21 protein-coding genes and 1 pseudogene are annotated in these 21,598 nt (G+C 36.6%); 21 read left to right on the top strand and 1 reads right to left on the bottom strand.

The window, feature by feature from the left end; translation table 11 throughout:
- Window positions 1-182: 182 nt before the first annotated feature.
- Window positions 183-2,258 (top strand): BatA domain-containing protein, encoded by a 2,076-nt coding sequence (locus EGI22_RS21540; protein ID WP_255070583.1) that lies wholly within the window; start codon window positions 183-185, stop codon window positions 2,256-2,258.
- On the opposite strand, the gene EGI22_RS21535 is transcribed toward EGI22_RS21540, so the two are convergent.
- Window positions 2,255-3,127 (bottom strand): helix-turn-helix domain-containing protein, encoded by an 873-nt coding sequence (locus EGI22_RS21535; protein ID WP_255070582.1) that lies wholly within the window; start codon window positions 3,125-3,127, stop codon window positions 2,255-2,257. The two genes, EGI22_RS21540 and EGI22_RS21535, sit on opposite strands and share 4 nt — an antisense overlap.
- 210 nt (window positions 3,128-3,337) lie before the next feature.
- On the opposite strand from EGI22_RS21535, the gene pcaH reads away from it, so the two are divergent.
- From pcaH to EGI22_RS21440, 20 genes and pseudogenes are all read left to right on the top strand, one after another.
- A complete protein-coding gene (pcaH, locus tag EGI22_RS21530) occupies window positions 3,338-4,045 on the top strand; it encodes a protocatechuate 3,4-dioxygenase subunit beta (protein ID WP_255070581.1) in 708 nt (235 codons plus the stop codon).
- 6 nt (window positions 4,046-4,051) lie between these two features.
- Window positions 4,052-4,561, top strand: a complete 510-nt coding sequence (locus EGI22_RS21525; protein WP_255070580.1) for a protocatechuate 3,4-dioxygenase subunit alpha — start codon at window positions 4,052-4,054, stop codon at window positions 4,559-4,561.
- Window positions 4,562-4,572: 11 nt separating this feature from the next.
- Window positions 4,573-5,901 carry a 3-carboxy-cis,cis-muconate cycloisomerase gene (pcaB, locus tag EGI22_RS21520; RefSeq protein WP_255070579.1) on the top strand — a complete coding sequence of 443 codons (1,329 nt, stop codon included), beginning with the start codon at window positions 4,573-4,575 and terminating at the stop codon, window positions 5,899-5,901.
- Window positions 5,902-5,942: 41 nt separating this feature from the next.
- Window positions 5,943-6,320 (top strand): GxxExxY protein, encoded by a 378-nt coding sequence (locus tag EGI22_RS21515; RefSeq protein WP_255070578.1) that lies wholly within the window; start codon window positions 5,943-5,945, stop codon window positions 6,318-6,320.
- A 148-nt stretch (window positions 6,321-6,468) separates the two neighbouring features.
- Window positions 6,469-7,209: pseudogene (gene pcaD, locus EGI22_RS21510) on the top strand (3-oxoadipate enol-lactonase); the annotation flags it as partial.
- Entirely contained in the window at window positions 7,204-7,596 is a 393-nt protein-coding gene (pcaC, locus tag EGI22_RS24195) for a 4-carboxymuconolactone decarboxylase (RefSeq protein ID WP_369010888.1), read from the top strand. The pseudogene pcaD and the gene pcaC, both read left to right, overlap by 6 nt.
- Window positions 7,597-7,614: 18 nt before the next feature.
- Window positions 7,615-8,832, top strand: a complete 1,218-nt coding sequence (locus tag EGI22_RS21505; protein ID WP_255070576.1) for a 4-hydroxybenzoate 3-monooxygenase — start codon at window positions 7,615-7,617, stop codon at window positions 8,830-8,832.
- On the top strand, window positions 8,819-10,165 hold the full coding sequence (locus tag EGI22_RS21500) for a 3-oxoacid CoA-transferase (RefSeq protein WP_255070575.1): 1,347 nt from the start codon (window positions 8,819-8,821) through the stop codon (window positions 10,163-10,165). Before EGI22_RS21505 ends, EGI22_RS21500 begins: the two co-directional genes overlap by 14 nt.
- Window positions 10,166-10,247: 82 nt before the next feature.
- Window positions 10,248-10,613, top strand: a complete 366-nt coding sequence (locus tag EGI22_RS21495; protein ID WP_255070574.1) for a DUF983 domain-containing protein — start codon at window positions 10,248-10,250, stop codon at window positions 10,611-10,613.
- A complete protein-coding gene (gene pcaF / locus EGI22_RS21490) occupies window positions 10,610-11,818 on the top strand; it encodes a 3-oxoadipyl-CoA thiolase (protein ID WP_255070573.1) in 1,209 nt (402 codons plus the stop codon). Before EGI22_RS21495 ends, pcaF begins: the two co-directional genes overlap by 4 nt.
- Before the next feature lie 241 nt (window positions 11,819-12,059).
- Complete coding sequence (locus EGI22_RS21485) at window positions 12,060-12,347, top strand: antibiotic biosynthesis monooxygenase (RefSeq protein WP_255070572.1); 288 nt, start codon at window positions 12,060-12,062, stop codon at window positions 12,345-12,347.
- Entirely contained in the window at window positions 12,348-13,625 is a 1,278-nt protein-coding gene (gene hisD / locus EGI22_RS21480) for a histidinol dehydrogenase (protein WP_255070569.1), read from the top strand.
- A 329-nt stretch (window positions 13,626-13,954) separates the two neighbouring features.
- Window positions 13,955-14,707: an SDR family NAD(P)-dependent oxidoreductase gene (locus EGI22_RS21475; protein WP_255070568.1), complete on the top strand. Its 753-nt coding sequence runs from the start codon at window positions 13,955-13,957 to the stop codon at window positions 14,705-14,707.
- Between the two features lie 305 nt (window positions 14,708-15,012).
- On the top strand, window positions 15,013-15,768 hold the full coding sequence (locus EGI22_RS21470; protein WP_255070566.1) for a cyclase family protein: 756 nt from the start codon (window positions 15,013-15,015) through the stop codon (window positions 15,766-15,768).
- Window position 15,769: 1 nt separating this feature from the next.
- Window positions 15,770-16,672, top strand: a complete 903-nt coding sequence (locus EGI22_RS21465) for an AraC family transcriptional regulator (RefSeq protein WP_255070565.1) — start codon at window positions 15,770-15,772, stop codon at window positions 16,670-16,672.
- 22 nt (window positions 16,673-16,694) lie between these two features.
- The gene (locus tag EGI22_RS21460; protein WP_255070564.1) at window positions 16,695-18,410 is read left to right on the top strand and encodes a DUF5597 domain-containing protein; all 1,716 of its coding nucleotides are present in this window, start codon (window positions 16,695-16,697) and stop codon (window positions 18,408-18,410) included.
- Window positions 18,411-18,590: 180 nt separating this feature from the next.
- Window positions 18,591-19,787: an MFS transporter gene (locus tag EGI22_RS21455; protein ID WP_255070563.1), complete on the top strand. Its 1,197-nt coding sequence runs from the start codon at window positions 18,591-18,593 to the stop codon at window positions 19,785-19,787.
- A 79-nt stretch (window positions 19,788-19,866) separates the two neighbouring features.
- Window positions 19,867-20,637: an SDR family NAD(P)-dependent oxidoreductase gene (locus EGI22_RS21450; RefSeq protein ID WP_255070562.1), complete on the top strand. Its 771-nt coding sequence runs from the start codon at window positions 19,867-19,869 to the stop codon at window positions 20,635-20,637.
- Between the two features lie 15 nt (window positions 20,638-20,652).
- Window positions 20,653-20,949 carry a Dabb family protein gene (locus tag EGI22_RS21445; protein WP_255070561.1) on the top strand — a complete coding sequence of 99 codons (297 nt, stop codon included), beginning with the start codon at window positions 20,653-20,655 and terminating at the stop codon, window positions 20,947-20,949.
- Between the two features lie 4 nt (window positions 20,950-20,953).
- Window positions 20,954-21,565: a hypothetical protein gene (locus EGI22_RS21440; protein ID WP_255070559.1), complete on the top strand. Its 612-nt coding sequence runs from the start codon at window positions 20,954-20,956 to the stop codon at window positions 21,563-21,565.
- Window positions 21,566-21,598 lie beyond the last annotated feature (33 nt).

Raw genomic sequence — 21,598 nt, 5'->3', positions numbered from 1 at the left:
ATTTCGGTTTCTATAAGTATGGTTTTACAGAATTCATAATGAATGCTGTAAAACCATTTTCTTTTTTTAAGAAATAATAAAATTCTTGCTTTTGAGTTTTTTAATTATTGCTCCTTTAAGGATGCTGTTTTAATGAATAATATTGTACTTTTGATGCTACATAAATCTGAATTTTAGTAAATATGCAGTTTTTGTTTCCAAGTGTTTTGTGGGGATTGTTGGCCTTGAGTATTCCGCTCATTGTTCATCTTTTTAATTTTAGAAGAACCAAAAAGGTTTATTTTTCTAATGTCGCCCTTTTGAAAACCGTCGAAACCAAATCATCGGCTTTTAGGAAATTGAAACAATGGCTTGTAATGGCCGCAAGGATGCTTTTTTTAGCATGTTTGGTTTTGGCTTTTGCTCAGCCAATTTTCTTTAAGAATAACAAAAGCCTTAGTTCAAAACCTGTAGGTATTAATGGCATTTATCTTGACAATTCCCTCAGTATGCAAAATACCACAGAGAGCAAACGATTTCTGGATCTTGCAGTTATCAAAATAGACGAATTGCTCTCTATTTTCAATAGGTCATCGAATGTACAAATGACCACCAATGACTTTGATGGCCAAGATCAGTTTGTGACCAACGCTTCCAAAGTTAAAGACAGACTGACCACAGTAGATTTTTCAGAAGTACCGAGGACGTTTGAGCAAGTTTACAAACGTCAACGTTCGATTGCCCAAAAACACAATCCGTCGGCTGAAAATCATTTTTTCTGGTTCTCGGATTTTCAAAAGAGTACTGCTGGGGTTTTAGAAAACTTAAAGATAGACTCAAATGACAAAGTGCATCTGATTCCTGTAGTGGGCAAAACATCTCAGAATGTTTACGTAGATTCTACTTGGCTCAGTATGCCTGTTGTGCGTGAAATGCAAAACAATGTGCTAAATATCAAGGTATCCAACTCTGGCAATAAAGGTGTTGAGAAATTGTCTTTGAAATTATATCTGGATAATGTTCAGTCATCCACTTCGTCAGTAGATATTCCTGCTAATGGTTCTGCTATGGCAAAGTTTAATTTTACTGTGAAAGAAAGAGGCTCGCATAAAGGCAAGGTAATTTTTGACGATCAGCCGATAACTTTTGACAATGACTACTATTTTGTTTTAAATGCTTCGCCAACTATTCGCGTTTTGCATCTTTTTGGGCAGCGAAGTTCTCAGAATTATATAGCAAAAATGTATGCCAACGACAGTTTGTTTAATTTTCAGAGTTCGCCTATAAGCAATTTTGATCCAGGCCAAATTCAGAATGCGGACTTGGTGGTTTTGGAAGGGATATCTACTTTAGATGGAGAGACAAAGCTGGCTATTGAAACATTTCTATCAGATGGTGGAAGTGTGGCTATAAGTCCTTCTGACAACCCTTCAGTGCAAAATCTGCAGGCTTTTTTAGGTAAGTATGGTATACAAAACCTTGAAATAGGTAGTGATGTGCCTACAGTTGATAATCTTTTGGAAATAAATGAGCCAGATAAAGCCTCGCCGTTTTTTGAGGATGTGTTTGAAAGGAGCTCGTTTAATAGTATGGTTAGTTTGCCGAAAGCCATTAATAAATTACAATGGTCTGGAGCGGCAGATAAGCTTTTGAGCTTTAGAAATGGAAGAGGTTTTTTAACCAAAACTAAAGTTGGTGACGGGAATCTATATTTGTTTGCGAGTCCATTTAATGCCAACTTTGGCAACTTTGCTGAGCACGCTTATTTTGTACCGACTTTTTATAAAATGGCCTATTTGAGCAGTAAATCAGATCGCTTGGCTTATAGTTTTAGCGAATCTAGTCTTAGTTTTTTTATGCCAAATGCTCCTAAGAATGCAAGCTATAAACTTAAAAATGACAAATTAGAAATAATACCTGTGCAACGTTTGATGGGCAAAACTTTGAATCTTACCTTGCCTAAGTCGTCTGAATTGAGTGATGGACAACTGTTTGGTTCAGGATTTTATGATTTAGTAATCAACGGAAAAGTAGAAAAAACCTTGGCTCTAAATCATGACCATAAAGAATCTAAAATGGATGTTTATAGCCCTGAAACTTTGAGAGGTTTTTTTAAAAATCAAATTAATGTGGAGGTTTATGACGATATTTTTGATGGCAGTTTCATCGAGGCTTTTAGAGATACTTCGATGGGTAAACCGCTTTGGAAATACTTCATTATAGCTGCTTTAGCGTTTTTATTGCTAGAAATACTTTTGATTAGATTTATGAAATCTTAGACTTTTCTGAAGTCGGAAGGTGAAACCTTTTCCATTTTCTTGAAAAACCTCGTAAAATAAGCGGGGTCGTTAAAGTTGAGCATATAGCTAATTTCTGCAATGGAATACTTCGTATTTAAAAGATACTTTTTGGCCTCCACAATTATTTGTTCTTGAATAATCTGGATGGGTGATTTTTTTAAAACCGACCGACAAACACGGTTTAAATGCACCGTAGTTATTTGCAATTCCTCGGCGTATTCCTGTATAGTTTTATTGTTTAGAAAGTCTCTTCTTACGTTTTTCTGAAATACTTGTAAATATCTTAAGGTTTTGTTTTCGGTTTCTGAAAAAATTAGGTTTTGTGTGTAATTAAACCTTGAAAGGGAAATGAATAATAAGGAAAACAAGTTCAGGATTGAGTTTTGCTTCTCTATTTGTTCTGTATTTAATTCCTCCACTATGCTATTTTTGAAAAACAAAACTCTCTCAAATTCATTTTTTTGATTCTCAAATTCAAAATACCCAAGTCTGCTAAGATTGAAAACGATATTTGAATTTCCTTTTTCTAATGCATTTAAAAAAGACACGGAAAAGGTTATGACATCGCCCTTTGTGCCTGACTGAAAGCTGAATCCATGTAGAAAATTGGGCGGAATTAAAATAACACATGGGCCAAAAATGGTCCGCTCTTTTTTTTCTGAAAACAAAATTCCCTCGCCAGATTCAATAACAAATAGCTGCACCAAGTCTGTGTGTAAATGCTCTTGGATTTCCCAATTGTACATTTTGCTTCTTTCTTCCAAAGGCTCTGCATGGATAAAGTCCAGCATTGGCGTATAAGAATTGTCCCCATAAAGTCCTTTGTATATTATAAAATCTTGCTTCATGTTTTAAAAGTACAGTAAATTTTTGTTTTATTAATTACTATAAATTATTTATTTATAAATATTTATGGATTATGTAGATTTATATTTTTAATTATTAAAACTATTTATGTTTTAAAAGTACAAGTAAAATTTTAATTTATCCAAGATTAATTTATATTTATAAAATACATTTGTTCAGTATTTTATTGAAAGAACTAATATTTTAAAAATATGAGTAATTTGATTTACAACCTTTTCGACGAAGAAGTGCAGCCACCAAGGCTTTATCCAGACTATAAATCTACGGTATTAAGAGCCCCAACTAAACCATTGGTACTTTTGAAACAGAGTTTATCTGAGCTATCGGGGCCAGTTTTTGGAGATTTTGAATTGGGTACTTTGGATCATGACTTGACCCGAAACTCAATCGTAAATGGAGAACCTTTAGGCGAAAGGATAGTGGTGCATGGTACAGTTTTTAACGAAAATGGACAACCTATCCCCAATACGCTAATCGAAATTTGGCAGGCAAATTCTTGCGGAAGATATGTGCATAAAGTTGACCAACATGATGCCCCTTTGGATCCTAATTTTTTGGGTGCTGGTAGATGTATGACAGATGCAAATGGTAATTATAAGTTTTATACAATCAAGCCAGGTGCTTATCCTTGGGGAAATCATTACAATGCATGGAGACCCAATCACATCCACTTTTCACTTTTTGGTGCCAATATTACCAATCGTTTGGTTACGCAAATGTATTTCCCGGGCGATCCTTTATTGCAGCACGACCCAATATTTTTGGGCGTACCACCAAAAGGCAGAGATTTGTTGATTTCTAAATTTGATTTAGATGCCACCGAAGAGAGTTTTGCTTTGGGGTATAGATTCGATTTTGTACTTAGAGGAAATAATGCTACTCCTTTTGAAAAAATATAAAATATTATGAAACAAACACCTTCACAAACTGTCGGGCCTTATTTCGCCTATGGTTTGACGCCTGAGCAGTATTTGTATAGCTTTAAAAGCTTAGCTAATAATGAATTGGTAGCTATAGAAGATGAGCAGATAATTGTAAAAGGCCGAGTTTTTGATGGCGAAGGAAACGTAATTCCTGACGCCATGTTGGAGATTTGGGATGCAAAAAACAATCTGTTTGGGAGATTCGGCACTGGAACGGAGAAAGACAATAGTTTTGTTTTTAAAACTCAAAAACCGGGATCAATTGATGGGCAAGCTCCTTATCTTTCTGTGATTCTGTTTATGCGTGGACAACTGATTCACTCCTACACAAGAATTTATTTTTCAGACGAAGATTTAAATACAACAGACACTACTTTATTGCAGATTGAAGAAAGTCGTAGATCTACCTTAATAGCTCAAAAACAGGAAAAGTTTTACGAGTTTAATATTTACATGCAGGGAGACAACGAAACCGTTTTTTTTGAAATCTAAAACTATCTCAAATGAGTTTATATTCTGGGCTTTTTTATTCTAATGAAGTCAATGAGCTTTTTTCTGACAAAAATACCGTTGGCTATATGTTAAAGGTTGAAGCTGCTTTGGCTCAATCTCAGGCAAAGCATGGTGTCATAAGTCAAGAGGCTGCTCAGGTGATTGTAGGCTGTTGCAATCCAGAAATGATAGATATAGAAAAACTCAAAAATGAAATAAAATTAGGTGGAAATGCAGCTATTCCTTTGGTAAAAGCCTTAACGAAAGTTGTAAAAAACAATAGTTTTGAAGCTTCTAAATTTGTTCATTTGGGAGCAACTAGCCAAGATATTGTAGATACTGCCACGGTTTTACAAATTCGAGATTTTGTAGACTGGTTAGATAAAAAACTAGAAATTTTTATAACAGAACTTGTAAGAATTTCGGAAAAATATAAAAATACAGTAATGGTTGGTCGAACGCTTTTGCAGCAAGCCAGACCCATTACTTTTGGTCTAAAAACTGCCCTTTGGCTTGAAGGTATCGAAAGGTCTTTTGCTAGGATTCGGGAAATGAAAGAGCGGTTGTTTGTGATTCAACTTTCTGGTGCTGTAGGAAGCCAAAATGCTAATATTACGGATGAAATTTGTTTAACTTTTTCCTCGATTTTAAAATTAAAAAAAGCCAATTCTTGGCAGTCTGAAAGGGATAATTTCAATGAACTCGCTTCTAAACTTGGGATTTTGGTTGGTACATTGGGCAAGATTGCGAAAGATGTTTCGCTTTTGATGCAAACCGAAGTAGGGGAGGTATTTGAAAGTGCGGGTGAAGGAAAAGGCGGCTCAAGTACAATGCCACACAAACGAAATCCAGTGACATGTGCGGCCATTTTGGCCAACGCTACAAGAACTCCGCATTTGGTTGGAAGTATGTTGTTGTCAATGGGTCAAGAACACGAACGTTCGGCGGGTCTTTGGCATGCTGAATGGGAAGTTTTATCCGAAATTATGCTTTTGACTGGAGGAAGTGTAGAAAAATCTATTGATTTGATATCAGGCCTAGAAGTGGACGAAAAACGTATGCTTCATAATATTGAAATTACAAAAGGTTTGATTTTTGCCGAAAATGTATCTTTGGCTTTAGCCACAAAAATGGGTAAAATACAAGCCCATGAGATAGTTGAAAAAGCTTGTAAAACCGCTATTTCTAAGAAGAAACATTTGAAAGAAGTTTTGCTTGAGAATAATATTGAATTAGAGAATTTGGATGAGTTATTCATGCCTGAAAATTCAATTGGAAATAGTATTGAGATAGTGGATGCAATTTTACTCTCGCAAAGTCGCAAAGACGCAGAGCTTTAATTTTTTTGATTTTAATAAGTTGAAATGTAAATTTTGATTAAATGAATGAAAATGATTTATCTAGAATAATTGTTGATGTGGCTTTCAAGATTCATACACAATTAGGACCAGGTCTTCTAGAGTCGGTTTATGAAGAAATTATGAATTTTGAATTATCAAAACGAGGCTTATTTGTAGAAAAGCAAAAAGGTATCCCAGTTGTTTGGGAGAATATAAAAATGGACATGGGTTTTAGAGCAGATTTGATTGTTGAGAAAAAAGTAATTATCGAATTAAAGTCTGTTGAGCTTATTGCCCCTGTACATCCAAAGCAATTGCTGACTTATCTTCGTATTACGCAAATGAAGCTCGGCCTTTTGATAAATTTCAATGAACCACTTATTAAAAATGGGATAACTAGAATTGTAAATAACTTATAAGATTTTTGTTTAGTCAAAAAACAACTGAAAATAGTAATTTCTTTTAATTAAAGTGTTGAATATTTGTACATTATGATTTTTAACTTTGTGTCTTTGCGACTTTGCGAGATAATTAAATTATGACATTTGCGAGAAAATATTGATAAATATGAATTACAAAATACAAGGTACACCAAACAGTCCAGTTTTGATTTTTTCCAATTCATTGGGCTCAGAAATGATGATGTGGGACGAATTGGTGCCTTATTTATTGCCTTATTTTAGGGTTTTAAGGTACGATAACCGCGGGCATGGAGAAAGTGAAGGTTTTTTATCTGGTAGTGATTCGACGATTGAGCAATTAGGGAATGACGTAGTAGAATTAATGAACGAATTAAACTTAGAAACGGCCTGCTTTTGTGGACTTTCTATGGGAGGCTTAATAGGACAATGGTTGGGTATAAATCATCCGAATCGTTTCAAAAAGATAGTTTTAAGCAATACCGGAGCCAAAATTGGCAATGACGAAAGGTGGAACGACAGAATAGAAACCATTTCAAAAAATGGAATGGGAGCTATTGTTAATGACACAATGGAACGTTGGTTTACAGAAATTTTTAGAATAAATAACCCAGAAAGAGTTGCTGAAACGAAAGCCATGTTTTTGAGAAGCGATATTGAAGGTTATTCAAATTGTTGTAAAGCTATCAGAGATGCAGATTTTCGAGAGAATTTGTCAAATTTAAGGGTCGAGACTTTGGTTATTACAGGCGATGAAGATCCCGTAACCAATGTGGAGCAAGCTGAGTATATTGTTTCTATGGTGCCAAATGCAGTTTTGAAGTTACTTCCTGCTCGGCACCTTTCTGCCACAGAATTACCAAAAGAATATGCGAAAGTGCTGATTGATTTTTTTGTAGGCGACACTGTTTTCGAAAAAGGAATGCATGTTAGAAGAAGTGTTTTGGGCGAGGAACATGTTAATAAAGCCAATGCTAAAATCAATGAATTCAATGGAGATTTTCAAAACTTCATTAGCCATTATGCTTGGGGTGAAATTTGGACTAGACCTGGTCTTTCAAAACATAATCGGAGTCTAATAACGATCGCCATGTTGATAGCTTTAAATCGTGGGGCAGAGTTGAAAATGCACATAAAAGCCGCTTTTAACAATGGTGTCAGTAAAGATGAAATCAAAGAAGTTATTATGCAATCAGCCTTGTATTGTGGTTTGCCTGCGGCCAATGAGGCAATTCAAACAGCGGAGGAGGTCTTTAGAGAATTAGGTAAAAATTAATATTTTTTGAGATTAAAAATGGAAATTAAAACACAAGTAGGAATAATTGGAGCTGGGCCAGCTGGATTGACTTTGGCTCATTGGTTGAAGAAACATGGAATTTCGTCAGTGATTCTAGAGAATAGAAGTCGGGAGTATGTAGAGTCGAGGGTTAGGGCGGGACTTTTGGAACAAAACACAGTTGATATTTTAAAAGATCTTGGTTTAGCTGATAGGCTTTTGAAAGAAGGACAGGAGCATCACGGCGTTTATTTGAATTTTGATAATCAAAGGATTAGGGTCCCTTTCGGTAAACTCACAGGTGATAGGAATATTACTATTTATGGACAACAAGAGATTGTGAAAGATATGACCGACGCTTGGCAGGAGGCTGGAGAGAGGTTGTTTTTTGAAGCAGAGGCAAAGAAAATAATCGATATTGAAACTTCAAATCCTAAAATATACTATACTTTCGAAGGTGAAAATCATACCTTATCATGTGATTTTGTAGCGGCTTGTGATGGTTTCCATGGTTTAGGTCGAAAAACTATGCCTAAAGATAGCTATGGTGAATATCAAGTGACATATCCTTTCAGTTGGTTGGGAATATTGGCCAACGTGGCTCCTTCTTCTGAAGAACTTATTTATGCTTATCATGAGCGGGGTTTTGCTTTGCATAGTTTGAGGTCAAATACCGTAAGCAGACTTTATATTCAGGTAGAAAATGACGCGAAAGTAGAAGATTGGCCAGACGAAAGAATTTGGGAAGAACTTTCGGTAAGATTGGCAACTGAAGGCTGGAAGCTAAATTCAGGGCCAATATTTGAGAAAAGCATAACGCCTATGAGGAGTTATTTTATTGATAAAATGCAATATGGGAGACTGTTTTTGACAGGCGATGCAGCACACATTGTCCCTCCAACTGGTGGTAAAGGTTTAAATTTGGCCGTGGCAGATGTCAAGCATTTGGTAGACGGATTGGTGGATTATTATAAAAACGATTCGATAAAAACATTGGATAATTATTCCAGCCAAGCCTTGAAAAGAAATTGGAGAGCACAAGATTTTTCGAATTTTATGACCACTTTGTTTCACAAACAAGATGAGCATGGATCTTTTCAGTACCAATTGCAAAAAGCAAAGTTTGATTATATTTCTATTTCAGAGGCATATAAAACAACGATTGCAGAAAATTATGTGGGATTGCCATTTGAGAGTTTTGAGGAAATATTGATAGGAATAAATGAAAGAAGTTAAAATACTTAGTCTAAAAGAAGCCGCTTCTATGGTAAAAGAAGGCGACATCCTTCTTCAAGGTGGATTCGGAATGACAGGGAATCCTGTTCATTTGATGCATGCTTTGGCAGAAATTGGCACGAAAAATTTGACATTTATTGGTAACAATACTGGCGAACCAGGCTTGGGAGGAGATCGTTTGTTGACCAACGGGCAACTGAAGAAAATCATTGGCTCGTTTTTTACCTCAAATCCCAACGCAGTTAAGGCGGTTCAGGGTGGCTTGGTTGAAGCAGAATTGATTCCTCAAGGCACTTTGGCAGAGGCAATTCGAGCAGGCGGTGCTGGGATTGGTGGTTTTTATACCAAAACTTCTGCAGGGACAAAAATAGCCGAAGGTAAAGAAGTGAAAATTATAGACGGCGAGGAGCAAGTTTTTGTGAAAAGTATAAAAGGAAATGTGGCCTTCATACGTGCATGGCGTGCGGATACTTCTGGCAATTTGCAATATAGAATGACCGAAAATAACTTCAATAAAGCCATGGCAACTGCGGCTGATTTGGTGATTGCGGAAGTGGAAGAAATTGTGCCAGTTGGTGCCATAGCCCCTGAAAATGTTCATACACAAGGGTGTTTTGTGGATTATCTGGTAGAAGCCAAACTTACATTAGAAGATCTCGGCACTTCTGCCTCAGTTTCTTCTTCAAAGAAAGTTGACGAGGTGAGAATGAATATGGCAAGACGTGCTTTACAAGAGCTTAAAAAAGGAGATGTAGTGAACTTAGGAATTGGTATTCCTACCTTAGTTGCAGATTTGATAACAGACGAACATGGGATAATTTTACACACCGAAAATGGTATGTTAGGGGTAGGGCCCGTACCAAAAGATGGGGGAGGAGCGATGGATTATCCTGTAAATGCAGGGAAAATTCCTGTTACGCCGCTAAAAGGCAGTAGTTATTTTGATAGTGCGGAGTCTTTCGCTATGATCCGTGGCGGACATATTGATGTAGCTATAATGGGTGGTTTGGAGTGCGATGAAGCAGCAAATTTGGCTAACTGGGCTGTTCCTGGTAAGCCACTTTTAGGTGTTGGAGGAGCGATGGATTTAGCTAAAGGAGCCAAAAGGTTAATTATTACAATGACACATGCAAATCCCGATAGGTCCGCCAAAGTTGTTCCAGCCTGCGTTTTGCCATTAACGGCTTCGGGAGTTGTTGATATGATTATTACAGACAAGGCTGTTTTTGCATATCCAAATGGTCAATTGACACTATTGGAGTTAATGCCAAATGCTACTTTAGAAGAGGTAAGAAATTTGACAACTGCCAAGTTTGCAAATGCATTAAAATAAAAGACGCTATGAAATCAGAAAGAATAATTTATCGTGAAATTTAAATATATTCAGCGTAATTTTAGCTTGTAAAAACAGCAATATGGTCATAAAAAATATTTTCAGAAATCGTTGTCCTCAGTGTGGAAAAGGCCTTGTATTTTTAAATAAAAATCTGTTTTCATTTTTGAATTTGACAGGAATGAATCTCAAATGTCCCAACTGTAACTATAATTTTTTTCCTGAAATTGGCTTTTATTGGGGTGCTATGTTTGTGAGCTATGGATTGGCGAGTTTTGAAGGTCTTTTGATAATTATTGGATGTTATTTTTATGGAAATGACCTGTTTGATTATTGGAACTTAGCTATAATTGTAGTTTTTATGGTTGTCCTTTTTCCGCTCAATTTTAGATTGTCCCGTTTGATTTGGTTATATATTTTTGGAAATAGAATAGAAGTTTTAGAATGAAAGACGCATTTATAGTTGATGCCATACGCACGCCGATAGGCAGTTTTGGAGGGAGTTTGTCACCGGTCAGAGCAGATGATTTGGCCGCAATTCCTATTAGAGAATTGTTGAAAAGGAATCCTAATATTCCTGCTGAAATGATTGAAGACGTAATTTTAGGTTGCCATAATCAAGCAGGAGAAGATAACCGTAATGTGGCCAGAATGGCCCTACTTTTGGCTGGTTTGCCTTTTACGGTTCCTGGCGAAACTGTCAACAGGTTATGTTCTTCGGGGATGTCTGCGGTAGTTCAGGTCAATCGTGCTATAAAAGCGGATGATGGAGAAATTTTCATAGCTGGCGGAGTAGAACACATGACACGAGGTCCATTGGTGATTTCTAAGCCTTCAAAGGGTTTTGGGAATGACTCCAAAATGGAGGATTCGAGTTTTGGTTGGAGGTTTGTCAATCCTTTGATGCAGAAAATGTACGGTACAGATGCCATGGGAATCACGGCGGAGAATTTGGCCGAAATGTATAAGATTTCTAGAGAAGACCAAGATTTGTTTGCTTATAATTCTCAGCAAAAGGCTTTCGCTGCCCAAAATGCAGGAATTTTAGCTGAAGAAATCGTAACTGTAGAAATGGCAGATAGAAAAGGAAATATTACGGTTTTCAGTAAAGATGAATTTATAAAAGGCAATACGACATTAGAAGGACTGGCTAAATTAAGGCCGGCGTTTAAAAAGGAAAATGGTACCGTAACAGCCGGAAATGCTTCAGGCCTAAATGACGGTGCTGCCGCTATGCTTATTGCTTCAGAAAATGCCTTAAAGTCTTATAGTTTAAAACCCAAAGCCAGAATAGTTAGCTCAGCTGTGGTGGGTGTTGAGCCAAGAATAATGGGCATAGGGCCAGTAGGTGCTACCCAAAAAGCCTTAAAAAAAGCAGGGCTGAATTTAAACGATATCGATGTTATCGAATTTAATGAAGCGTTTTCAGCACAATGTTTGGCAGTTTCAAGAAATTTAGGATTAGCTGACAATGATCCGAGAATAAATCCAAACGGAGGAGCGATAGCCATTGGCCATCCATTGGGAATGTCAGGTACAAGGATAATTCAAGCTGCCGTAAATCATTTGCAAAGAACCAATAAACGCTATGCCTTGGCCTCTATGTGTGTAGGTGTTGGTATGGGATATGCTGTAATTGTGGAAAGGGTATAGATTTATTTTTTTAAAAAAAAGTAAAGGCTCAAGTTTTGAGCTTTTTTTATGCCCAAATATTACAGCAAATACTGCTTAAAGATAAGAAATGATTAATAATTTAAGAATTTTTAAAAAATGGAGAAAAAAATGATTGATATTGAATAGTAATTGATTTTATGTGATTCATTTTTTTATCTAATTTTATATTATTTTTGTACAATAAGTATAGCCTTAAGGGTTGGAATAAAAATTAATAATCATGATTCAAGAAATCGCCACCTTCGATATCAAAGCAGAAGGTTTAGATGAATTTAAAGGTGTTTTGGACGCTGCCAAAAGTGTCATTTCTCAGTCCAAAGGATTTGTTTCCGTGAATTTTCAACAATGTATTGAGAATCCTACTCAGTTTTTAGCCATCATAAATTGGGAGACTTTGGAAGATCATACCATTGGTTTCCGAGCGTCCGAATTGTTTGTTCAATGGAGGGCAATCTTATCTCCTTTTTTCAATACGTCTCCAGTGGCTGTACATTATAGTTTTTTATAAATGAAAAGAATATTAAAATCAGCCATCGGTCTTTTTGAAGCGGAATCTAATGATAAACGTGTCAGAGAAACTGCTGAAAATTTTATTGAACAAATAAAAACTGGTGGTGATAAAGCAGTTAGGTATATTTCCAGGCAATTAGACAATTGGTCGCCTGAGAGTTTTAAATTATCTAAAAGCCAAATAATTGATATCATAGCTACTTTACCATCGCAGGTAATAACTGATATTCAATTTGCTCAAACCCAAATTCGAAATTTTGCTCAACATCAAAAAGATGCTTTGAAAGATATTGAAGTGGAAACGCTTCCAGGTGTGTTTTTGGGGCATAAAAATATTCCTGTAAACTCGGTAGGTTGTTATGTCCCCGGTGGAAGATACCCAATGGTGGCTTCTGCTCACATGAGTGTACTCACTGCGAAAGTTGCAGGAGTGAAAAGGGTAATTGCCTGTACGCCACCTATAAAAGGAGAAATTCCAGCCGCTACCGTGGCAGCCATGCACATGGCAGGGGCGGACGAAATTTATCTATTAGGAGGCGTTCAAGCCATAGCTGCAATGGCATTAGGCACTGAAACTATAGGTGCGGTGGATATGATTGTAGGGCCAGGAAATGCTTATGTGGCTGAGGCAAAAAGACAATTGTTTGGCAAAATTGGGATTGATTTATTAGCAGGCCCAACCGAGACTTTGGTCATAGCTGATGAAACAAGCGATGCAGAAATTTGTGCCACGGACTTATTAGGTCAAGCCGAACATGGCCCAACTTCGCCAGCTATTTTGTTGACCAATTCGGAGAAGTTAGCAAAAGAAACTATTTTGGAAATAGAAAGACAATTGAAAACTCTTCCAACTGCCGATATCGCTAGTGTGTCTTGGAGAGATTATGGTCAAGTAATAGTGGTAGACACGATAGACGAAATGGTAGCAGAAGCTGACGAAATAGCAAGCGAACACGTACAGGTGATGACCGCAGATCCAAGGTATTTCTTAGAAAAAATGACCAATTACGGCGGACTTTTCCTTGGACAATATACCAATGTGGCTTATGGCGATAAAGTTATCGGAACCAACCATACCTTGCCAACAAAACATGGTGCCAAATACACCGGAGGCTTGTGGGTTGGAAAATTTATGAAAACTTGCACTTACCAAGAAATCAGAACACCAGAAGCAAGTGCTATGATTGGTGAGTATTGCTCGAGACTTTGCGAAATTGAGAACTTTGCAGGACATAAGGAACAAGCGGACATTAGGGTGAGAAGATATGGGGCTTAGTTATTGGTTGATTAGTTGATTAGTTAATCAGTTATTGGTTAATTAGCTAATGGTTATTAGTTAATCAGTTGATTAGTTAATCAGTTGTTGGTTAATTGGTTAGTGGTTAATTAGTTATCGGTTAATTAGCTTCTGGAGGCTTTTGGTTTTGAAATTAAATATTCGGATTAGAATTTTAGATGGTAAATGGAACAAATAAAAGGTATGAATTTAAAAATTAGCATTGTGATGTATTTCAAAAACAACTGGACAAATGATCATTATACAAATAACCGGTGCACAAATAACCAATACACAAATAACCAATACACAAATAAACATTAACTATTATGAAATGTGTTCTCGTAACCGGTGGTGCAGGAGAAATAGGTTCTGCAATATGTCGGAAATTCGCTGAGAGTGGCTATTCGGTGATTGTGACTTACAATTCTAATGCCCAAAAAGCCGAAAAATTATTAGAGGAATTAAATAACATCTCGCCCGAAATCCCATCCCATTCTATTTTTCACGCCCCAACTACAGATCCTATAAAAGTTACCGAATTACAAAAGTTTGTTGCAGAAAAATATGGCAAACTTGACGTTTTGGTAAACAATGCAGGTATTACCACACCCGTAAAACACGAAGATTTGGACGCTTTGACTGACGAATGGATAGATAAAATCATGGCTACCAATTTCAAAGGAGGTTTTGCGATGGTAAGAGCCATGAAAGATTTGCTTTTGAAAAGTGAAGAAAAAACTGCCTTGGTGGTAAATATCTCTTCCATTGCTGGAATATATGGAATTGGTTCAAATGTGGCCTATTGTGCGTCAAAGTCGGCGGTCGATTCTATGACACGGTCTTTAGCCAGAGCATTGGCACCAAAAATAAGAGTTGTTTCTGTTTCTCCGGGTTTTGTAGAAGGAGAATACACCAAAAACTTTGACCCAGCCTTCTTAAAAAACCAAATGGATAATACGCCACTGGAGCGATTTGCACAAGGGGATGATGTTGCAAACGCCGTTTTTTCAGTAGCAGAACACCTTACTTTTTCAACAGGAAATATTATTACGGTAGATGGTGGGAGGCTTTTGAAATGAATATTTTGAATGATTAATGAGAAATGATGAATAATGAATCAGAAATGTTGAATGATGAGTGAGACATGATGAATGAGAAACGATGAATTTTAGAAATGGATGACAATTGCTTTGAAAACAAGCATAAATCCGTGTTTATCTGCGTTTGCTTGCAATCCGCGTCATCAGCGTTCCAAATTCGAATAAAGAATGACGATTTAAGATGTACGAATTATAATTAGGATTTTTTTTAAATTAAAGTTAACCAATGAACAAATAACCAATAACCAGTCAACCAATAACCAATTAACTAATAACTAACGAAGATGAAAATAATAGACCTTTCGGTAACCATTTCAGAGAAAATTAAAGAACCGCTACCTACCAAAATCGAATACCAAGGCCATCAGGATGGAGCAAAAAAATTAGGTTCTATGCTTTTTGGAGGCATGACCGACTGTTTTCCCGAAGGAAATGGTCCTGCGGGAGAAACCTTGACTGTTACAAGTCATTGCGGTACGCATGTGGATGCTCCTTATCATTATTACCCAACTTGCGAAGGAAAGCCTTCTCGGACAATCGACGAAATGCCATTGGATTGGTTTTTTCATGACGGCGTGGTATTGGATTTTACCGATAAACCCGACGGTTACATGTTTGAGCCTGAAGATTTGATAGAGAAATTGGCGGATATAAATTATACTTTAAAACCTTTCGACATAGTTTTGATTCGTTGCGATGCCGACAAAAGAATTCATGACGAAGATTTTGTAAAAATTCATGTGGGAGCATCGGCAAAAGCCACCCATTGGTTGATTGACCAAGGCATAAAAGTAATGGGAACCGACGGTTGGGGATGGGATATTCCGCTGCACATACAAGCAGACGATTATAGAGCCAACCCCAGGCCAGGTGTTATTTGGCAGGCACACTATGTAGGGATTGAAAAAGAATACTGCCAGATAGAGAAATTGGCAAATTTGGATCAGTTGCCGCCCTTTGGTTTCAAGATCTCTTGTTTTCCTGCTAAAATCGAGAAAGCAAGTGCTGGCTGGACAAGAGCTGTAGCTATTTTTGAATAATATGGATAGCGAAAAAGTCATACCTATTCTGAGTAATCGTGATTTAGAAGAATTCCATTTTGGCAATGTGGAATGGAATCTACCTTTGTCGCAGACCAGGCATTTATTTCATATAAATAGGTTGGAAGACTTTCGAGATAAAATGACTTTTCCTTTTCCACCGCATCGAAAATTGGTTATTGACTTGATTTTTATTACTGAAGGGGAGTCGATCAGGAGCAAAGGCCTCAGTGAGTATGCTTTTAAAGCCAATCAGTTTTTCTTTTTGCCTGCCTTTCAAATCACCGAGCATAAAATGATGAGCGAAAAAGTGAAAGGTTTTTTTCTGCATTTTAGCTTAGAATTATTTCAGGAATTTTCACTTCATCGTACTTTGGAGGGCTTCACTTTTCTTGATTTTCTTTCTAACCCCATTGTTACCGTTGATGAAAAAGCCAAACGACGAATTATCGAATTGTTTCATCAATTAGAGGATTTCTATCCTGATTTTACCTCCAAAGATCACCAAGCAATTGTCTTTAAGATTTTGTCAATTTTGACTGAAGCCAATCGTTTTGTCGAAAAAGAAAAAACGAAGACTAAAAACGCTTCTGGGTTTTTAGTGCAGCAATTTAAAGATGCCCTTTCAGAACAAATTTATAAATACCAAAAAGTTTCAGAATACGCTGATTTATTGAGCGTAACGCCCAATCATTTGAATAAATGTGTAAAATTGGTTACCAATAAAACGGCACAAGAGATATTAAATGAAATGCTGATTCTGGAAGCAAAATCTCTGTTAAAATATTCCAATTTTCAAATTGCTGAAGTAGCAGTTCGTCTTTGCAACCAAAATCCAAGCAATTTTTCAAGATTCTTTAGAAGTCAAACGGGCTTGAGTCCGAAAGAATATCAAATGCTTTAAATAATATTCAACCTTAAAAAAAATGAGAAAACAAATAATTTTAATTCTATTCTTAGCTGTAAATCAGGCACTTATTGCCCAATTACCGCAATTATCAAAAGTCGATAACCAAACCAAAATGTTGGTAGATGGCAGACCTTTTCTGATTTTAGGCTCGGAAATGCACAATTCTACGGGTTCTGATACTGCAGCAGTTACTGCTGTGATGAAAGAAGCGAAAGCTTTGAAAATGAACACCGTTTTAGGCTATGCTTATTGGGAAATGGTAGAGCCTGTCGAGGGGAAATTCAATTTTGACTTGGTGAATCATTTGATATTAGCTGCCGAAAAAGAAAAATTGAAATTGATTCTCGTTTGGTTTGGAAGCTGGAAAAGCACCACATCTTCATACGCACCTGAGTGGGTAAAAACCAATCCCCAACGATTTGAAAGATATGTAACCGAAGATGGTTCTTTCCTAGAGATTTTAAGTCCGTTTTCAGAGGAAAATTTAAAAGCAGACTCCAAAGCCTACCTGGAATTGATGAAGCATTTAAAGGATTTTGATAAAAAACATACTGTAATTATGCTTCAGCCTGAAAATGAGCCAGGCACATTTACGAGTTACCGGGATTTTAGTTCGAAAGCACAGAAAGCTTGGCAGGCGAGTGTTCCCAAAGAAGTAATTGATTATTTGGCAAAAAATAAAGGAAAATTGTTTTCAGCATTTGAAAACGCATGGGCCGCCAATGGTAATAAAACAAAAGGAACTTGGCAAGAACTTTTTGCAGATCAACCCGGCTATCCGCATTATGCAGAGGAGCTTTTTATGGCTTATCATTATTCAAAATTCATCAATGCTTTTGCTGCTGAAGGGCGTAAAGTTTTGGATTTGCCTAGCTATTGCAACGGCTGGCTTTACAATAAATTGGGTTATTATCCACATGGAACTATCAATTCGCATGTTTTAGACATGTATAGAGCAGGTGGAAATGCCTTGGATTTTTATTCACCAAATGTATATTCGCTTGATTATGACATGCTTTTTTCTGCTTATAAAATAGGCGGAAATACCTTATTCATTCCTGAAAGTATTTTGTCGCCTGCGGGAGTTCTTTATGCCATTGGCGAATACGATGCCATTGGTTTTGCCCCTTATGGATTAGATGGCTGGACTGATGAAAAAAATAAGACTTTGCTTTCAGATGTGAACCAAACTTTGGCCGAAATGAGTGGCTTGATAACTTCAAAGTTTAATTCTCCAGAAATGCGAGGACTATACCAAGCTCCCATGGCTAAGAACAAATCAATTGAAATGGGTGATTATGTGCTCTCAATAAGTTCGGCAGAAAGTCATCGTTTTGCCATAGATTTTGGAAAATCTCTGGAAAAAGCAGGAAAAGAAACTATTTCATTTCCACAATTGATGGGTATCGAAATACCAGAAGGAATGCCTAAGGCGGAAACTCAGCAAGGCCCACCTCCAAATCCTTTTGCAGGCTTGCCAAAAGATTATGGTGCAGCGATAGTTATTCAAAACTATGCCGATGAATTTTATATCTTAGGTTACGGCTTAAGAGTAGATTTTGCATTGAAAAATGGAATTACTTTTAAACACCTGGGCTATCGATCAATCGAGAAAGGAAATTTCGAAAAAAATGAATTCGTTTCTACCAAAAGATGGAATGGAGATGAGTTGAAAGTAGTATTGCACGAAGGTGAGTTGACCGTTTTAAAAGTGAGATTGTATAGGAATTGAAAATTTTGAAAAGGAAAAAGAATTAGATTTTTAATGTAATTGAACGCTTTTGAAAAAAAATTCAAATTTATATATTGACTTAAAGCATACCTGATGTTCTAAAATCAAATTAACAATCAACAAATCTCTCAAAAACCAATTTCTAATTATCCCAAAAACCAACCCAAATCTTAAATATAAATGAAAAGTAGATTTTTTACCTACGAAAACCGTGTAGTGCTGCTGATGGCACTCACATTTGGTTGTTTGTTTTTCGACCGACTGGCACTCAATTTTTTGATGCCTTTTGTTTCAAAAGATTTAGATTTGAATAATACCCAAATTGGTCTACTTGCTGCAGTTCTTTCTCTAGCTTGGGCATTCTCAAGTTTCTTTTCCACAGCTTGGGCAGAGGCGAATAACAAAAAGAAAATGGTCTTTGTAGCAGCCGTTTTTGTGTTTTCATTTTGCTCTTTTGGTTCAGGTTTGGCTATGTCATTTACAGGTCTTTTGATTGCTCGAATGGTCATGGGTTTTGCCGAAGGACCCGTAATTCCGCTGGCACAGAATTTCGTAGAAAAAGTATCTAGTCAAGGTAGGTTGGGTTTAAATACGGGCTTGCTTCAAGCTGTTGGTTCAGCATTGTTTGGCTCTATAATCGCTCCAGTGCTTTTGGTGCAAATCGCCGAAAATATGGGTTGGAGAAGTGCCTTTTATGTAGCAGGCGTTCCAGGTTTGCTTATGGGTATTTTAACATGGGCTTTTATTAAAAAAACTACTACTGAATCGAATGCCTCTGAGCAAAAAAGTCATTTTAATATTTCTGAAATTCTCCAATATCACAATGTTAGATGGGGCATGGCTATCGCCTGTTGTGTTTTTGGTTGGTGGTTTGCAACCTTGCCATTTATTTCCAATTATTTTGTAAATGCCCAAGGCATGAGCAGTGACCAAATGGGTAAAACTATGGGGATTCTGGGTATTTCGGGGCTTTTATCATCCATGATAGTTCCAGGTCTTTCTGATAAGTTTGGACGCAAAAAAATCATTCTGATTTTTAGTATAGTAGGTGCTCTTTATCCATTTGCGGTCTATTATTTTTCAGGAAGTGTATTACATCTGCCTATGATGTTTTTGACCTATTTTATGATGGGTTTGATACCCATAGCTGCGGCAGTAATTCCATCAGAAGCTGTTCCGAATCACTTAAAAGCCAAAACTATCGGGTTAATTACGGCAGTGGCCGAAATAATCGGCGGCGTATTGGTGCCGGCGGTTTCGGGTTTTCTTTCAGATACTTTTGATGCCTCAGCGTTTCTATGGGTAGCGGCTGTTTTGGCTGTTTTGACCTTTGTATTTGCTTTGAACTTAGAAACAAAAAAGGTAATGGATATATAATGCCAAATTCTTTTATATTCTATTGATTAAATTCCATATATTTAATCCTGATTATGCTTAAATAGGATTTAATTTTCAAATGGGAAGTGATATTTTTAAAAACCAAGTGGCCATAGTAAGTGGTGCAGGTGTCGGAATAGGTTTCGAAATCGTCAAAAATTTGGTTTTGCGAGGTACAAATGTGGTATTGAATGACATTAATGAGGCTTTGGCTTTAGCTGCTTCGGCTAAAATAAATGAAGAAGGCAAAGGGAAATGTTTAGCATTTGGAGGAGATATTTCTGAGTTAGATACCATAAGAAATATAGTAAATTTTGCTTTAAAGGAATTTGGGCAAATCGATATTTTGATCGCCAATGCAGGAATTACAACCTTCGGAGATTTTTGGGAATACACGCCAGAGTCTATGAATGCCATTTTGAAAACGAACCTTTTTGGGACGTTTTTTCTTACCCAAGAAGTAACCAAACAAATGGTGAAACAAGGTACTGGAGGAAGTGTATTATTAACATCTTCAGTTACGGCCCATGCGGCACACAAAAATCTCGCTGCTTACGGAATGACCAAAGCGGCCATAGACCAATTAGCCAAAAATTTGATTGTGGATTTAGCACCGCAGGGCATTAACATCAATACTATTGTACCAGGGGCTACTTTGACAGAAAGAACACTTGAAGATGCTGAATATATTGAAACTTGGTCGAGAATAACGCCATCTGGGCGTCCTGCCACCGTAAGCGATATAGCCAATGCAGCTTTATTTTTGGTTTCGCCAATGTCAAGGCAAATAACAGGACAAAATTTAGTAATCGACGGCGGATGGACTTCAGTAGGAGTTTCGCCTTATTAATTCAATTAACAAAAAATGATTAGACATTCAGTAATATTAAAACTCAAAGCTGACATTAGTTCAGAAGCAAAAAAGGCATATTTTGATGCAGTGGATAAGCTGGCAGAAATTCCTTACGTAAAAAAGTTTGAAGTATTAAAACAAACGAGTACCAAAAACAAATTTGAGTATGGTATTTCTATGGAATTTGATACTCAAGAACAATACGATGCCTACACCAATCATCCACAACATGTTGCCTTTGTGCAGAATTTCTGGATACCCAATGTGGAAGATTTTTTAGAAATAGATTATGAACTTTTAAATGGATAAAAAAATGAAAAAAATCTTTCTTTTGGCTTCAATAGCCGCTATAATATTTGCTTGTGACGATTCCAACCTTAAAAACAAAGTCGATTTTGAGGTAAATGTCGATAAAATCGATTCTTTGTCTTACAGGCGTTTGACTGATTTGAAAGTGAAATTAATGTCTGAAAGTATTTTTGGATTAGATGAGAATACAGACTTTAAAAACTATTTCTCAGATTTAAAAATAATAGATTCTTTGAAAAGAGCTAATGCATATGATGCTTATTTAAAAACACTCGATGTAGGGAAAATGGCGGATGGAGGAGCCTATCAAATAAAGACTTTGCATAAAAGTAAAACTGAAAGATATGAGCTTTGGAAACTTCAATATATAAGCAAAGACCGCTCCCCGTATTATTTAGGAACTCATATATTTCTGTCCTTTTATAGAAATGATTCTTTGAAAAACACCTATGAAATTGCCAAAAATTATAAAGCAGGAAATTCCCCATCTTTATTGATAACAAAGGCAAATGCCCGTATTAAGACTGACAGTGTGCTTGTTTCTACAGTTACGATATTATCAGACCTTGAAAAATCAGATACAACCAAGGCGGAGAAATTGATAATGATAAAGTAAAAAAGCTTTTTTACTAATCGAAAAAGTATTTTT

This window comes from Lacihabitans sp. LS3-19 (assembly GCF_024343575.1).
Taxonomy (GTDB): Bacteria; Bacteroidota; Bacteroidia; order Cytophagales; family Spirosomataceae; genus Leadbetterella.
The sequence above is the reverse complement of the archived record's forward strand: the minus strand, read 5'-3'. Positions and strand labels throughout refer to the sequence as shown.

What these genes read in the sequence shown, in the direction of transcription:
- EGI22_RS21540 (WP_255070583.1), top strand. Translation starts at nt 183, where the DNA reads ATGCAGTTTTTGTTTCCAAGTGTTTTGTGGGGATTGTTGGCCTTGAGT.
- EGI22_RS21535 (WP_255070582.1), bottom strand. Translation starts at nt 3,127, where the DNA reads ATGAAGCAAGATTTTATAATATACAAAGGACTTTATGGGGACAATTCT.
- pcaH (WP_255070581.1), top strand. Translation starts at nt 3,338, where the DNA reads ATGAGTAATTTGATTTACAACCTTTTCGACGAAGAAGTGCAGCCACCA.
- EGI22_RS21525 (WP_255070580.1), top strand. Translation starts at nt 4,052, where the DNA reads ATGAAACAAACACCTTCACAAACTGTCGGGCCTTATTTCGCCTATGGT.
- pcaB (WP_255070579.1), top strand. Translation starts at nt 4,573, where the DNA reads ATGAGTTTATATTCTGGGCTTTTTTATTCTAATGAAGTCAATGAGCTT.
- EGI22_RS21515 (WP_255070578.1), top strand. Translation starts at nt 5,943, where the DNA reads ATGAATGAAAATGATTTATCTAGAATAATTGTTGATGTGGCTTTCAAG.
- EGI22_RS21505 (WP_255070576.1), top strand. Translation starts at nt 7,615, where the DNA reads ATGGAAATTAAAACACAAGTAGGAATAATTGGAGCTGGGCCAGCTGGA.
- EGI22_RS21500 (WP_255070575.1), top strand. Translation starts at nt 8,819, where the DNA reads ATGAAAGAAGTTAAAATACTTAGTCTAAAAGAAGCCGCTTCTATGGTA.
- EGI22_RS21495 (WP_255070574.1), top strand. Translation starts at nt 10,248, where the DNA reads ATGGTCATAAAAAATATTTTCAGAAATCGTTGTCCTCAGTGTGGAAAA.
- pcaF (WP_255070573.1), top strand. Translation starts at nt 10,610, where the DNA reads ATGAAAGACGCATTTATAGTTGATGCCATACGCACGCCGATAGGCAGT.
- EGI22_RS21485 (WP_255070572.1), top strand. Translation starts at nt 12,060, where the DNA reads ATGATTCAAGAAATCGCCACCTTCGATATCAAAGCAGAAGGTTTAGAT.
- hisD (WP_255070569.1), top strand. Translation starts at nt 12,348, where the DNA reads ATGAAAAGAATATTAAAATCAGCCATCGGTCTTTTTGAAGCGGAATCT.
- EGI22_RS21475 (WP_255070568.1), top strand. Translation starts at nt 13,955, where the DNA reads ATGAAATGTGTTCTCGTAACCGGTGGTGCAGGAGAAATAGGTTCTGCA.
- EGI22_RS21470 (WP_255070566.1), top strand. Translation starts at nt 15,013, where the DNA reads ATGAAAATAATAGACCTTTCGGTAACCATTTCAGAGAAAATTAAAGAA.
- EGI22_RS21465 (WP_255070565.1), top strand. Translation starts at nt 15,770, where the DNA reads ATGGATAGCGAAAAAGTCATACCTATTCTGAGTAATCGTGATTTAGAA.
- EGI22_RS21460 (WP_255070564.1), top strand. Translation starts at nt 16,695, where the DNA reads ATGAGAAAACAAATAATTTTAATTCTATTCTTAGCTGTAAATCAGGCA.
- EGI22_RS21455 (WP_255070563.1), top strand. Translation starts at nt 18,591, where the DNA reads ATGAAAAGTAGATTTTTTACCTACGAAAACCGTGTAGTGCTGCTGATG.
- EGI22_RS21450 (WP_255070562.1), top strand. Translation starts at nt 19,867, where the DNA reads ATGGGAAGTGATATTTTTAAAAACCAAGTGGCCATAGTAAGTGGTGCA.
- EGI22_RS21445 (WP_255070561.1), top strand. Translation starts at nt 20,653, where the DNA reads ATGATTAGACATTCAGTAATATTAAAACTCAAAGCTGACATTAGTTCA.
- EGI22_RS21440 (WP_255070559.1), top strand. Translation starts at nt 20,954, where the DNA reads ATGAAAAAAATCTTTCTTTTGGCTTCAATAGCCGCTATAATATTTGCT.